General features: G+C 61.0%; 12 protein-coding genes. 6 read left to right on the top strand and 6 right to left on the bottom strand.

Features of this window, described 5'->3' with window-relative positions:
- Positions 1 to 15: 15 nt before the first annotated feature.
- Positions 16 to 540, top strand: coding sequence for a hypothetical protein (locus tag HW556_RS03595; RefSeq protein WP_176898040.1), 525 nt, complete (start codon positions 16 to 18; stop codon positions 538 to 540).
- A 114-nt stretch (positions 541 to 654) separates the two neighbouring features.
- Here HW556_RS03595 and HW556_RS03590 read toward each other — a convergent pair whose 3' ends face one another.
- The 3 genes from HW556_RS03590 to HW556_RS03580 form a co-directional block, all read right to left on the bottom strand.
- A complete protein-coding gene (locus tag HW556_RS03590) occupies positions 655 to 2,211 on the bottom strand; it encodes a hydroxymethylglutaryl-CoA reductase (protein WP_176898038.1) in 1,557 nt (518 codons plus the stop codon).
- Positions 2,212 to 2,291: 80 nt separating this feature from the next.
- Complete coding sequence (locus HW556_RS03585; protein ID WP_176898036.1) at positions 2,292 to 2,789, bottom strand: energy transducer TonB; 498 nt, start codon at positions 2,787 to 2,789, stop codon at positions 2,292 to 2,294.
- Positions 2,790 to 2,959: 170 nt separating this feature from the next.
- Positions 2,960 to 3,769 (bottom strand): WG repeat-containing protein, encoded by an 810-nt coding sequence (locus HW556_RS03580; RefSeq protein ID WP_176898034.1) that lies wholly within the window; start codon positions 3,767 to 3,769, stop codon positions 2,960 to 2,962.
- Between the two features lie 222 nt (positions 3,770 to 3,991).
- Between HW556_RS03580 and HW556_RS03575 the strand changes: the two genes are divergently transcribed.
- A complete protein-coding gene (locus HW556_RS03575; RefSeq protein WP_176898032.1) occupies positions 3,992 to 4,810 on the top strand; it encodes a phytanoyl-CoA dioxygenase family protein in 819 nt (272 codons plus the stop codon).
- A 161-nt stretch (positions 4,811 to 4,971) separates the two neighbouring features.
- Positions 4,972 to 5,751 (top strand): SDR family NAD(P)-dependent oxidoreductase, encoded by a 780-nt coding sequence (locus HW556_RS03570; protein ID WP_176898030.1) that lies wholly within the window; start codon positions 4,972 to 4,974, stop codon positions 5,749 to 5,751.
- A gap of 144 nt (positions 5,752 to 5,895) precedes the next feature.
- Here the strand turns inward: HW556_RS03570 and HW556_RS03565 are convergent, their stop codons facing one another.
- Positions 5,896 to 6,576 carry a phosphatase PAP2-related protein gene (locus tag HW556_RS03565; protein ID WP_176898028.1) on the bottom strand — a complete coding sequence of 227 codons (681 nt, stop codon included), beginning with the start codon at positions 6,574 to 6,576 and terminating at the stop codon, positions 5,896 to 5,898.
- Between the two features lie 137 nt (positions 6,577 to 6,713).
- Here HW556_RS03565 and HW556_RS03560 point away from each other — a divergent pair, with 137 nt between their 5' ends.
- Positions 6,714 to 8,039: an amidohydrolase gene (locus HW556_RS03560; protein ID WP_176898026.1), complete on the top strand. Its 1,326-nt coding sequence runs from the start codon at positions 6,714 to 6,716 to the stop codon at positions 8,037 to 8,039.
- Positions 8,040 to 8,189: 150 nt separating this feature from the next.
- Complete coding sequence (locus tag HW556_RS03555) at positions 8,190 to 9,062, top strand: ATP-grasp domain-containing protein (protein WP_176898024.1); 873 nt, start codon at positions 8,190 to 8,192, stop codon at positions 9,060 to 9,062.
- A 202-nt stretch (positions 9,063 to 9,264) separates the two neighbouring features.
- Here HW556_RS03555 and HW556_RS03550 read toward each other — a convergent pair whose 3' ends face one another.
- Positions 9,265 to 10,056: an SDR family oxidoreductase gene (locus HW556_RS03550; RefSeq protein WP_176898022.1), complete on the bottom strand. Its 792-nt coding sequence runs from the start codon at positions 10,054 to 10,056 to the stop codon at positions 9,265 to 9,267.
- Between the two features lie 296 nt (positions 10,057 to 10,352).
- Between HW556_RS03550 and HW556_RS03545 the strand changes: the two genes are divergently transcribed.
- Positions 10,353 to 12,782: a M4 family metallopeptidase gene (locus HW556_RS03545; RefSeq protein WP_176898020.1), complete on the top strand. Its 2,430-nt coding sequence runs from the start codon at positions 10,353 to 10,355 to the stop codon at positions 12,780 to 12,782.
- Positions 12,783 to 12,898: 116 nt separating this feature from the next.
- On the opposite strand, the gene HW556_RS03540 is transcribed toward HW556_RS03545, so the two are convergent.
- On the bottom strand, positions 12,899 to 13,687 hold the full coding sequence (locus HW556_RS03540) for an outer membrane beta-barrel protein (RefSeq protein ID WP_176898018.1): 789 nt from the start codon (positions 13,685 to 13,687) through the stop codon (positions 12,899 to 12,901).
- Positions 13,688 to 13,778 lie beyond the last annotated feature (91 nt).

Genomic DNA, 13,778 nt, shown 5'->3' with positions numbered 1-13,778 from the left:
TAAAATTCAACTTCCATGAAAAAAATACTGTTTCTGCTGCCCCTCTTGGGCTTCCTGATTTTCTCAGGCTGCAAGAAAGTTAATGATCTACTGACGTTCGAAATCTCGGACTCGCAGAACATCAAGATTCCGGCCAGTGGCCTGGTTACGCCTCCTTTCATCTCGCCGATAGCCGTGCCGGCGCGCTCCGAGCAGAACTTCAAAAACAATAACACCCGCGCCGATCTGGTGAAGGACGTCAGTCTGACGAAGCTCACGCTTACCATCACCGACCCGGCTGCTGAAAACTTCAACTTCCTGCGCAGCATCAAAATTTCCATCGGCACTGACCAGAATGATAAAGTGCCTTTGGCTTCGCTGGATGACGTGCCAATGGGGGTATCAAGCATCGAGATGAAGTCCAGCAACACTAAACTCGATAAGTACCTGAAAGCCGAGAGTTACACGCTCTACACCGAGGTGACGCTCCGGGGCAACGTAGCGCGCGAACTCACACTGCGCTCCGACTCCAAGTTCAAAGTAACCGCCGACCCGCTCTAGTACAGCGGTAAGAAGTGCCGGTCTATCGGCTACGTACAACAGCCTCCCCCGCCTCGCAGCTACTGCAAAGCGGGGGAGGCTGTTGTATGTAGCCGGTGGACTGCTGCTAGTGGGTCAGCGGTTGCGGCCGTACTGCTCGTGGCTGCTCACCCAGTCGGAGCTGCTAATGGCCGAGCCCAGGCTCAGCTCGCCGGCCAGCACCACGCCGGCCACAATTTCGGCGAACTTGTTGACGGTACCGCGGCCCACGCAGCCAAGCATGCGCAGGTACTCGTTTTGGGTGGCCAGGCCGGTGCCGCCGCCGTGGGTGGCCACAATCAGGCTCGGAATGGTGATGCTGATGTACAGGTCTTTTTCGGGGGTGATTTCGGAGTAGAAGATGCCCGCCGACGACTCACTCACGTTGGCCACATCCTGGCCGGTGGCGATGAACATGGCCGTGATACCGTTGGCCGAGTGCGCGCCGTTGTTGTTGGCTCCCGACATAAACGCGCCCACGTTGCTCACCTGCCCGTGGTAGGCCAGCTGCTCGGGCGTTACGCGCATGCGCTGCTGCAACAGGTTGCGCGGAATGATAGCCTCGGCCACCACGCGCTTGCCGCGGGTGCGCATCACGTTTATCTGGGAGGCCTTTTTGTCGGTGGCGAAGTTGGATTCGAGGTAGAAGTGGCGCACCGGGGCACCTTTGTAGTTCTCCAGAATCCAGGAGCAGGCCGCGAAAGTGGCGCGGCCCACCATGTTCTGGCCCGCCGCGTCGCCGGTGCTGTAGTTGAAGCGCAGGAAGGCGAACTTGTTGCTCAGGTAGGTATCAATGTACTGTAGCTTGGCGATGCTGGAGGTGCTTTCGGCCTCGGGCCGGATGCGGCCGATTTCCTCCTCCACCCAGCGTCCGAAGTCGCGGGCCCCGCGGGCATCATCGAACACAAATACCGGGGCCCGCTGCATAGCGTCGCCGATGACGGTGCATTTAACGCCACCGCTGAGGTTGAGCACCTGAATGCCGCGGTTGTAGCTGGCTACCAGCGTACCCTCGGTGGTGGCCAGCGGAATCAGGAAGTCGCCCTGAGCGTGTTCGCCGTTGACGTGCAGCGGCCCGGCCAACCCTACCGGAATCTGGGCGATGCCCGTAAAATGCTCGCAGTTGCCCTGCAGCGCGTGGGCATCGAAGGAGAACTGCTTGAGGTGCTCGAACTGCTGGCCCGAGAACTCCTCGGCAAACTCCTGCCGCTTCTTAATGGCCTCGTCGGAGTAGTCGTCGTGGGAGTCGCGCGGGATGCGGGGGCGGTTGTCGGGCACGAGCGTGATGCTGTCCTCCACTTCCACGTTCAGGTCGCCGAAGGGGTCGGAGGCAAACTGCACCTGAATGGTGTGCAGGCCCTCGGCCAGCTGGCTGGTGGCCAGGTAGAACGTGGCCGACTGGCCCACCGGCAGCGTAAAGCCCGCGCTGTCGGCGTTGAACACCACGGCCGGCCGCACGTCGCCCTCGCCCAAATCAATAGCAATTTCACTCACCCCCAGCCGCACATCGTCAATCTGCACAAAGTCGATGCGGGTGATGCGCACCGTATCGAGGCGGTTTTTGATGCTGAAGGCGACGCCCTCGGGCGTGTTGCGCAGGCTGCCGCGGGTGTAGAGCAGCTTCAGCAGCATGGGGCTGGGCGTGAAAACCATAGGGAAGGCGTTAGGGAGTTGGGATTTGCCGATAGTAAAGTAGGAATGTTTTCGGATAGAAGCTGAGCGGTTATCGAAAACTACTGGCACCGCTTCAGCTGCTTTTTATCCGGTACCACCGCCGGGAACTGGACGGGCATGCTAAACGGCACCGCGACTGGACGCTTATTGTTATAGCCGGGAGTAAAGTGCCCGCTTAGCAGCCGCACCAGCCGCAGGGCCTCCGCGTCCAGCTCTGGATGCAATGGTTTCAGTAGCCGCGCGTCACGTACCCGGCCCCCCTCGTCTATCAAAAACCTCACGAATACCCGGCCCGCTGGGTATGCGGCGCTTGGAGCAGCAAACCGGTTGTGGCGGTACAGAAAGCAGAGCAAACCCTCCAGGCCTCCCGCGAATGTTGGCATTTGCTCGGCATACTCGCCGATATGGTGCGAATTGCGAGACGGAGATTGGGCGTAGTCGCTCTCCAAATCCGTCACATCAATAGCAGCCTGGGGCACCCGGTATGGCTCTACAACTTGCGCAGCGGCAGACAGGCTACTCAGCAGCAACATGCACATCAGGAACCGGGCAGTCATAGCTATTCGGTGGTGAAGGTGATAGGAACACACAAGAGCAGCTTCCGGGCCGGCGAGTTGCTGAACAGTTGCCGGCCGGGCCTGCAGCAACTGTTCAGCAACTCGCCGGCCGCAGCAAGCCGATATTAATATAACGCCGCCCTGCTGCCCAACCGTACCTTGCCGGCTAGTTATTTGGAGTTCACCGGCTCCTTATCGCTCCAGAACTCGCGGCCTTCGGTATCGATGTAGCCGAAGGAGCCCGAGGGCGCCTGCACGCGGGCTACGCCGCCGAAAAAGGGCGCGGCCTGCAGGTAGCGCGGCTCGATGAGGCGGCGGCCTTCGAGGCCCAGGTAGCCCCAGCGGCCGTTCTGGCGCACGGCCGGCAGTAGCGGGCTGCCGCCCCGGCGCACCGAGTCGTATTGCAGGGGCTGCACCAGCTTGCCCCGATTATCCAGGACGCCCCATTTCGGGCCTTGGCGCACCAGCAGCAGGCCGTTGTAGTTGTCCTTTATCTCGTCGTAGATGGCCGGTATGCGCGCCGTGCCAACGGTAAAGCGAAAGCCTACTTTGCCATCGGGGCCGCGCACCAGGTCGCCCTGTTCGAGGGGGTCCTCATCGGCTGGCTCTGCCACTTCGGCGGGGGGCAGCCGGCGGCCGGCGGGGTTGATGCTAAAGGTTTCAGTGTTGAGTGTTACGGTGGCCTGGTTGTTCTGGAAATTGCCGGCCTGTTCGTACTGCACCGGCGTTATGGGGTTGCCGCTGCCGTCGATGTAGCCGTAGCGGTTGCCCACTCGCACCCAAGCCAGCTCATCGGCGAAGGGGCCCGCCTCGTCGTAGCGGGCGGGTAGCACCAGCCGGCCCCGGTGGTCGGCGTAGCCCCACTGGCTGCCCTGCCGAAAGGGCACCAGCCGGGCTTCGACCGCCTGCGCCCAGGCAGCCAGCGGCAGCGCCGATGCCAGCAGCGCCGATACCAGTAGCAAAAGCAGCACTCGTTTCATGGATAGGGGAAGTAGAGCAGACCAAAGCCTTGCTTGACGAAGGTAACCACTTTGGCTAAAACCAAGACCTGCCCAACTGGTTGATCTGCCTGCTATTCACCTGTTGCCCGCTAGCCTACCGGCTTGCGCCAAGCCAGTATTAGCGTGGCGCTACAACTAAGCAGCCGGCCGAAGTATCTTTGCACCCGCTTAACCGAGCAGTTATCCACTTCTTTCTACTTTATGCCTTTATCTGTTCCTTATCCGCGCTTTGCGCTGGCCGACCGGCTGACGGCGGAGCAGCTGGCCTTTTTCCAGGAACACGGCTTTCTGCACTTCCGCGGCTTTATCGGTCCCGATACCGTAGCCGAGCTGCTGCGGGCTTCCGAGCAGGTGCAGCAGCGCTGGCTGGCCGACGAGGTGAAGAAGGTAAACGGCGTGCCCATTAAGTACGGTAAAGATGTAGACGGGGCGCCTATCGTGCAGCGCTTTGCCTTCGCCTCGCACCACAGCCCTACACTGCACGAGTTTTTGCAGGATCCGCGCTTTATGGCCCTGTTTCCGTTGCTGGAAACCAACAGTGGGGGCCGGGTGGGCGAAGATGAGAAGGATGGCCTCGTCATCAACCACTACGTGAACGTAACGGGCTCGGAGTTCTCGCAGATGGGCTGGCACACCGATTCGTTGCGTGACGTGTTCTATGGCAAGAAAATAGGGCCGATGCTGAACGTAGGCGTACACCTCGACGGTACGCCGGCTACCAACGGCGGCCTGCGGGTGCTGGCCGGCACCCACCGCCAGAGCCTGCGCGACATCCTGTTCCGCAAGAAATACTACAAAGACGTGAGCCCAGACCCGGACGAAATCGTCATCGAAACCGAGCCCGGCGACCTGACCGTGCACGACGGCCGCATGTGGCACCGCGTGGCCCGCTCGCCGCTGGTGGGCGAGGCCTCGCGCCGCCGGGTGATGTACGTGCCCATTCTGGCCGGCAAGTACGAGCCCAAGCATGATAACAGCCCCACGCCCTTCTACCTACGTTTCCTGCACCTGGTAAAGTAGGGCGGTGAGACAGTACAATGATAAAAGAACAGTCATGCTGAGCGCAGCCGAAGCATCTCCACCGCAACGCTAATTTCGTTGTTGAATTTACCATAGCAGTAGAGATGCTTCGGCTGTGCTCAGCATGACCATTCTCTTATTACTAAACCCTAAACCAAGACATGAAAACTGCCCTTGTAACCGGTGGCTCGCGCGGCATTGGCCGGGCGCTGGCCCTGGAGCTAGCTCGCCAGGGCTACAATCTGCTGCTCACGGCCCGCTCGGCCGACGACCTGGAGCAGGTGGCGGCCGAAGCCCGGAAACTCGGCCGTGAGGCCCGCACGCTGCCGCTCGATCTGGCCATGCCCGATGCGGCGGCGGCGCTGGCCACCTGGGCCCAGGCCCAGCCCGGCGAACTGGCGGTGCTGGTAAATAACGCGGGGTACGGCCTGTGGGGGCGTTTCGAGGAGCTGCCGCTGGAGCGCCAGCTGAACATGCTGCAGCTCAATATGCAGCTACCAGTGATGCTCACGCACCTGCTGATGCCCACGCTGCACCGCGCCAAAAAGGCCTATGTGCTCAATGTAGCCAGCACCGCTGCCTACCAGGCCGTACCTACCCTCGCGCTGTATGCGGCCAGCAAGGCGTTTCTGCTCAGCTTCAGCCGCGGTCTGCGCTTCGAGTTGCGCGAGTCGGGCGTGTCCGTCTGCTGCCTCAGCCCCGGCTCCACCAGCACCGGCTTTGCCGACCGTGCCGGTATGAATGCCGAGCTGCAGGCCACCGCCAACAAAGTAGCCATGACGCCTGAGCAGGTGGCCCAGGCTGGCATCCGGGCGCTGCTGGCCGGCGAGGCTGAAGTCATTCCTGGGGCTCTCAACAAAGTATCGGCGGCCCTTACGAGCGTTGTGCCCAAAAGCCTCACTGAGCGCATCGCCGCCGGGATTTACGAGAAGTATTTGTGAGAGGTAATGGGCTAGAGAAACGTCATTCAGAGCGCAGCGAAGAGTCTCACGTGCTGATGTTGGGTTAGTGTTGCAGCCTCAGCACGCAAGATTCTTCGCTGCGCTCTGAATGACGTTCTTTCACTAACCACTAACCACTAACCACTAACCACTAACCACTACCCGACTGCCTCTCCACGCCAACCACACAAACAGCGGGGCGGCCAGCACATCGTAGGTGTAGTGGGCGTGCTGGATGAGGACCAGGGTGCCTACTGCCACGGTGCCGGCCAGCAACAGCCATCGACGCCAGCCGGCGGGCACGGCCAGCGCCAGCAGCAACAGCGTAGCCGTGTGGCCCGAAAAAAACAGGTCTTTGGTGATGGGGGTGGGTGCGGCGTATAAAAACATGTCTACCAGCGGGTCGCGCAGCAGCAGCAGGCTCGGCGGCGGCTCCAGCGGCAGCAGCCAGAGCGTGGCGCAGCGCAGCAGGTGCAGCAGTAGGTAGGCCCACAGTGCCCGCAACAGTCGCCCCGGCCGTGGCAGCAGCGTGGCCACTCCCAGCACAATCCCCAAATAAATAACCGCAAATGTGGCCCCCGAAACATCGTGGGCGGGCAACCAGGCCAGCAGCGGGTCGGGCAGGTGGTAGCCGGGCCGCGCCTGCACCCACGCAAAGTAGCCCGGCAGCTGGCTGGCCAGCATCAGCAGCAGCGCCAGTACCAGCAGCAACCGCCCCCGGAAGTCAGGCTGCTGCCAGGCCACGGTCCAGGTAAGCGGCGCGGCTGCCGGGTTAGCAGCCCGGTTAGGGACTGTTGGTGCGCCGGGGAAATCGGGGGTGAGCATAGCCGGCAAAAGTAGCGCAAAGCAGCCAGTGGGGAGTTGGCGCGTCTGGTAGTTGCGGGGGCCGCGCCGGGTGGTGTATATTGGCCGGAGCCCCCGGTATCCGGCTGCTGTTACTCGCCCTTCTTATCCTGCTGCCCATGAAGAACTGCTACTCCTTGGCCGCCGCGCTGGCCCTCACGCTCTCGGCTGCCGGAACGGCCAGCGCCCAGAAAAGCAAGCCCGCCGCCTCTGCCTTAACAACCCGCGTAGCCCAGCTGGCCGAACAGGGAAAAGCCCAGGTAATTGCCTGGCGGCGCGACCTGCACGAGCACCCCGAGCTGGGCAACCAGGAAACCCGCACCGCTGCCCTAGTGGCCGCCCACCTGCGCAGCCTGGGCCTGGAAGTGCAAACGGGCGTAGCCCGCACCGGCGTAGTAGGCATTCTGAAAGGGGGCCGGCCCGGCCCGGTAGTGGCCCTACGGGCCGATATGGACGGGCTGCCGGTAACTGAAAGCGCCGACTTGCCCTTCGCCTCTAAAGTGCGTACCGACTACAACGGCCAGCAGGTGGGCGTGATGCATGCCTGCGGCCACGACACCCACGTAGCCATGCTACTCGGCGCAGCCGATGTGCTGGTGAAGATGAAGAAAGATCTGCCGGGCACTGTGAAATTTATTTTCCAGCCCGCCGAGGAGGGTTCATTACCGGGCATTGAGGGCGGTGCGCGGCTCATGGTAAAGGAGGGCGTGCTCGAAAACCCCAAGGTTGATGCCATCTTCGGCCTCCACATTCAGGCCCAGACCGAGGTGGGCCGCCTGAGCTATCGGCCGGGCGGCGAAATGGCTTCCTCCGATGTGTTCAGCATCAAGGTGAAGGGTAAATCGGCCCACGGCGCCTACCCCTGGCTTTCAGTCGATCCGGTGGTAACGGCCGCCCAGATTATCCTGGGGCTGCAAACCATCGTCAGCCGCCAGGCCGAGCTAACAGAGGACGCCGTGGTGCTGACCGTGGGCATGGTGCATGGCGGGGTGCGCAACAACATCATTCCCGAGCAGGTGGAGCTGACTGGTACCATCCGCTGCCTCAACAAAGGCATGCAGCAGAAGGTGTGGGCCGCCGTGCGCCGCACGGCCACCGGTATTGCCGAAAGCGCCGGCGCCACGGCCGAAGTGGACATCACCAATTACGCCCCCATCACCTACAACGACCCGGCCCTGACCAGCCGCATGGTACCCAGCCTGGAACGCGCCGCCGGCCCGGCCAACGTAACCGTGCAAAAAGCCGTAACCGGGGCCGAAGACTTTGCTTTCTACCAGGAAAAAGTGCCCGGCCTGTTCGTGTTCGTGGGGGGCATGCCCGTGGGCAAAGACCCCGCCACCACCGCCCCGCACCACACCGCCGGCTTTTTCGTAGACGAAAGCGGCTTCACGCTGGGCGTGCGTACCCTCGCCACCCTCGCCCTCGACTATTTGAGTGGAAAGTAGGTTTTGAGCCGTTAGCTTATAGCTTCTGTTCGTTTAATCAACTGTCGGGTGCCTGCTCTAATACGAAAAGCAGATGGGTTTTCATGACCATCTTTGCCTGTCAAAACATCCGCTAATAGCTAACAGCTGTCAGCTAAAAGCTCAAAATCAATGAATATTGCCCTTGTAACCTGCGAAAGCCTGGCCCAGTACGGTGCCCCCAACGTTGACGATGAAGACGCGCTGCTTACGCGCTACCTGCGCGAGCAGGGCCATGAGGTAGAGCCCCGCATCTGGAGCAACCCGCTGGTGGAGTGGAACCGCTACGACGTAGTGCTGCTAAAGTCGCCCTGGGATTATTTTGATCGGGTGGAGGAATTTATGCACTGGCTTGATCGGCTGGAGCGCGAGCACGTACGCCTGCTCAACCCGGTAAGCATCGTGCGCTGGAATGCCAACAAACGCTACTTGCTGGAGATGGAGCGGGCCGGCGTGCGCATTGTACCCACCCGGCTGCTGCCCCGGGGCGAGGCCGTAGATGCCGCCGCGCTGCTCGAAGAAATGGGGCAGGAGCAGATTGTGGTGAAGCCGGCCGTGAGCGGCGGGGCCAAGAACACGTTCATCATCGGCCGCAACGAAACGGCTGTGCGCCAGCCCCAGCTAACCGAACTGGTCGCGCAGGAAGATTTTCTGGCCCAGCCCTTCCTGTCGCGCATTCAGGAGGAAGGCGAGTGGTCGTTGCTCTATTACGGGGGCGAATTCAGCCACGCGGTGCTTAAAACCCCCAAAGCCGGCGACTTCCGGGTGCAGCACTACCTGGGTGGCGCCATTGCCCCCCGCGAAGCTCCGGCCCACCTGCGCCAGGCCGCCGACCGCATTGTGCAGCAGTTCGCGCCCGGCTGCCTCTACGCCCGCGTCGATGGCCTCGACCAGGACGGTGAGCTGCTGCTCATGGAGTTGGAGCTTATCGAGCCCTTCCTCTACCTGGCCTCCGACCCCCAGGCCCTGCCCCGCTACGAGCAGGCGCTACGGCGAATGAGCTAGTTGGTGAAATAGGAAGTGAACGACCGAGCGACTGGGTGAATGAGTACGCCAAAACGTGTCATGCTGAGCGCAGCGGAGCGTAGTTGAAGCATCTCTACCACAACGTTAATCCTGATATCAGGAATTACTACTGCAGTAGAGATGCTTCGACTACGCTCCGCTGCGCTCAGCATGACACGTTCTGTTTTGACACCTTATCACCTCATGAAAACCCGTTTACCGTGAAACCACCATCCACGGCCAGCGTTTGGCCGGTGATGTAGGCGGCGGCGGGCAGGCATAGGAACGCCACGGCGGCCGACACCTCTTCGGGCTCGCCCACGCGGCCCATGGGCGTGCGGGCGAGCACGCTGGCGCGGAAATCCTCGTTCTTGAGTACCGTTTCGGCCAGTGGCGTGCGGATATACCACGGCGCCACGCAGTTGACGCGAATGTTGTGGCTGGCCCACTCCACGGCCAGGTTGCGCGTGAGCTGTACCAGCGCGGCTTTGGTCATGCCGTAAATGGCCCCGGTGCGCACGTGCGTGAGGCCCGCCACCGACGAGATGTTGACGATGCTGCCGCCCCCGGCCGCCACCAGTTGCGGGTGCAGCCCCCGGCTTAGCTCCCAGGCCGAATCGAGGTTGGTGGCCAGCAGCTGCCGGTACTCGTCGGTGGTGTAGTCCAAGCTGGGCTTGCGGATGTTGGTGCCCACGTTGTTGACGAGGATGTGTAGCTGGGGCCAACGCTCGGCTAGTTGGGCCAGCAGCGCCATGCGGCCGGCGGGCGTGCTCACGTCGGCGGGCAGGGCGTGGGCGGGCAAGCCCTGTTGCTGCCACTCGGCTACCTGCTGCTCCAGATCAGCGGCGGTGCGCGCCACGGCTACCACGGTAGCGCCCAACGCCAGCAGCTCGGCTGCCACCGCGGCTCCAATGCCTTTCGAGGCGCCCGTTACCACGGCTGTTTGGCCGGCAAGGCTCCAGCGGGCAACGTGAGGCTGGGATTGATTTTTCATAAATGGATCTTGAAATGATGAAAATCCAGGCCTGTGCATCAGCCTGTTCTAGGAAATAGCACTACTCGGGGATGCTAATACTGTTTCGCATGTAATTGCTTGTCAAGTCATTGAAAAAAAAGCTTGTGAGTAGACGATATAGATAAAATCAACAAAAGAGCCTGTTGATAATAAATATTTCAACAGATAGCATTATTTGTTAATAAAAGCATAATTTGGTTGCTTGACTGATGGATTTCTCGCATCGGGGATCTTTCTTTGATTCAAACGCCCACTTTTACAACCAACCCCTTTTTATGCACCACAAATACTCTGTTGCAGCACTTTTGCTGCTGGGTGGCCTGAGCTCTTCGGCCGCCTTTGCCCAGGACTACTCGCGGGTACAAAGTAAGAGTATGCGCGACAATGGCACGCCCTACTTGGTCGAGTTTAAAGCTGCTGGCAATGCTTTTAAGCTCAGCGACGCTCCAGCCGTACTCCGCCAGCAACTGGCCCTAAGTAGCTCCGACGAGTTGCTGGCAGTTGAAACCAAGGCCGACGAGTTAGGCTTCGTGCATGAAAAATACCAGCAGTACTACAAGGGGGTTAAAGTAGAACATGCCTTATATACGGTGCATGCCCGCCAAGGTAATCTGGAGAGCATCAGCGGCCAGATAGAAAAGGTGGAAAACCTGAACGTAACGCCCTCGCTCGATGCTGCCACCGGCCTGCAGCGGGCCATGGCTTTTGTGGGCGCCAAGGAGTATATGTGGCAGGATGCCCGCGAGGAAGCCGGCCTGAAGCAGCAGGAAGCCAACCCCAATGCTACGTACAAGCCCCAGGGCGAGCTGGTAGTGATGCATGATGCCGCCGCTGGTCAGCCGGCACTGGCCTGGAAATTTAACGTGTATGCTAAGGCTCCCCTCAGCCGGGCTTACGTTTACGTAGATGCCCACTCGGGCCGCGTTATTTCGCAGGATGCCATCATCAAGCACGCGGCGGCTACCGGCACGTTTGCTACTAAGTACAGCGGCACCAAAACCGCCACCACCGACAGCTTTAACGGCACGTTCCGGTTGCGCGACGTCTCGCGCGGCAGCGGCATCCAGACCTACAACTGCAAGAAGGGCAACAGCTACACGACTGCTGTTGACTTCACCGACGCTGACAACAGCTGGACCGAATACAACAACGCCAACTTTGACAACGCAGCCCTTGATGCGCACTACGGCGCGCAGAGCACCTACGACTACTTCAAAAACATCCACGGCCGCAACTCTTACAATAACGCCGGGGCCGTCATCAAAAACTACGTACACTTCGACGATATGCCCGGCGACGGCGTGGGCTACGAAAACGCCTTTTGGGATGGTTCACGCATGACCTACGGCGACGGCGCGACCCGCTTCGACCCGCTTACCTCGCTCGACGTGGCGGCCCATGAAATCGGCCACGCCGTCTGCTCGTCCTCGGCCAACCTCACGTACTCCAACGAGTCAGGCGCCCTCAACGAAGGCTTCTCCGACATCTGGGGAGCCTGCGTGGAATACTACAAAGACCCTAACAAAGCCACTTGGCTCATTGGCGAGGACATCGACAAGGTGCGCCCGGCTCTGCGCTCCATGAGCAACCCCAACGCCGAAGGCCAGCCCGATACCTACAAAGGCACTAGCTGGTACACCGGCACCGGCGACAACGGCGGCGTACACTACAACTCCGGCGTGCTCAACCATTGGTTCTATCGGCTGGCCGTGGGCGGCAGTGGTACCAACGACATCGGCAGCGTGTTCAGCGTCGCCGGTATCGGGGTAGATAAAGCCGGCCGCATTGCCTACCGCACCGAAACGGTATATCTCACTGCTTCTTCAAACTACGCGGCTGCCCGTACGGGCTCCATTCAGGCCGCCAAAGATTTGTACGGCGCCGGCTCGGCCGAGGAGCAGGCCGTTACCAATGCCTGGTACGCTGTGGGCGTAGGGGCCGCGGCCGGCACCACGCCTCCTCCCACCACCGTTACCTATTGCACCAGCAAAGGCACCAGCGTGGCCTACGAGTGGATTGATTATGTGAAGCTTGGCACCATTGCCCGCACCTCCAGCAAAGATGCCGGCTACTACAACGGTACGGCTACCAGCACCAGCATTGCGGCCGGCTCGTCGCAGACCATCAGCTTCTCGGCTGGTTTCGCCTCGACGGCCTACACCGAAAACTGGCGCATCTACATCGACTACAACCAGGACGGTGACTTCTCTGAAGTTGGTGAAACGGTCGTGTCGGGCTCTTCAGCCAGCAGCGGCACGCTCACGGCTACTTTCACGGTGCCATCTTCGGCCCGTAGCGGTGCCACGCGCCTGCGGGTGGTACTGAGCGATAATGCCGCTACCACGAGCTGCAACAACTACAGCTACGGCGAAACGGAGGACTACACCGTCAACATCACCGGCGGAACTGGCCTAGCGGCCGGCGGCGGCGCTACTGTTGCCGCCCAGAGCGCCTCGCTCGGCAGCACCAGGCTCGAAAAAGCGGTTACGCTGTACCCCAACCCGGCAGCCAGCGTGCTCAACATTGTGCTGGCCAGCAAATCTCCGGCTGTGTCGGCTGTGGTTACCGACCTGCGCGGTGCGCGCGTGGCCAATGTTTCCTTCGAGAACGGCCAGCTGAACGTAGCCAACCTAGCCAGTGGCATCTATCTGCTTACCGTTTCCGATGGTCAGAAGACTTTCCACGAGCGGTTTGTGAAGCAGTAAGTTTGGTTGAGCGGTTAGCTGAGAGCTATTAGCTTTCAGTTACAAACACCCAACAAATGAAAGAAGGCCCCGCACTTGGTTGAGTGCGGGGCCTTCTTCGTTTTTCAGCTAACAGCTCAAAATGACCGGGCCCACGGTGCGTATTCCAATTTCAGCTCTAACTGGCCGAAGTTGTCGTTGAGCGAAGAAGCCGAGCGGCCCGTGTCGAAGCCAGGGCTGGGAACCGTGCTGATGTCGTCGAGCTGATCGGTAGTGGTGAGCGAGTACGAGCCCTCGATGGTTGCGTTCAGGCGCGATGTAAGCCGGATCGTTACACCCACGCCCACCGGCAGCACCAGCGCCAGGGCAGGGTAGTCGAAACGCTCGGGCTCGAGGTAGGCCGGCGTGAAATTCCCGCTGGGTCGTTGCGTGCCGCGGTACGCCTTCGGGCTGTATAGGGCCAAGCCAACGCCGGTTTTAAAATAGGGCTTGATGATGGACGAGCGGCCAGCGGGCAGCGAATAGGCGCCCGGGTCGCGCAACGGCTCCCAGCGTACGAAGGCCGTACCTACCGCATTATTCCCCCTGAACGCTAAGCCGCGGTCCGGTAAGTAGTCTTTAGCCCCAAGCTGCAGGTATGACACCTCGCTGCCCACCTGCCAGTGCGGATGAAACTGGTAGAGCAGGCCCGCGCTCAGGCTGGGCCCCAGAAACTGGTCGCCCAGGCTGCTGGTCAGGTCGCCGTTGTAGTAGCCCACGCCGCCACCCAAGGTAAAGCGCACTGGGCCTTTATAATACAGGCGGCCCTGTTTATCGTAGTGGCGGGGGCGGCGCTCGGGGCCGGCCGCCGACTGGGCCAGCGCCGAATGCGTAGCGGCTGTAGTGAGCAGCAGGGCCGCAGCAGGCAGAAAGGAGCGAAGGTTCACGAAGTCAGAAAGCAAAATGAAGGGCCCGCCGCGCCAGAAGCATGGTAGCCCGATAGAGCTCTAACGGAAACTGGCGACAAATGATTGTCTG

Origin of the sequence: Hymenobacter terrestris (assembly GCF_013377905.1) — a bacterium.
Classification (GTDB): Bacteria; Bacteroidota; Bacteroidia; order Cytophagales; family Hymenobacteraceae; genus Hymenobacter; species Hymenobacter terrestris.
This window is presented reverse-complemented; position numbering and strand designations above follow the sequence as displayed.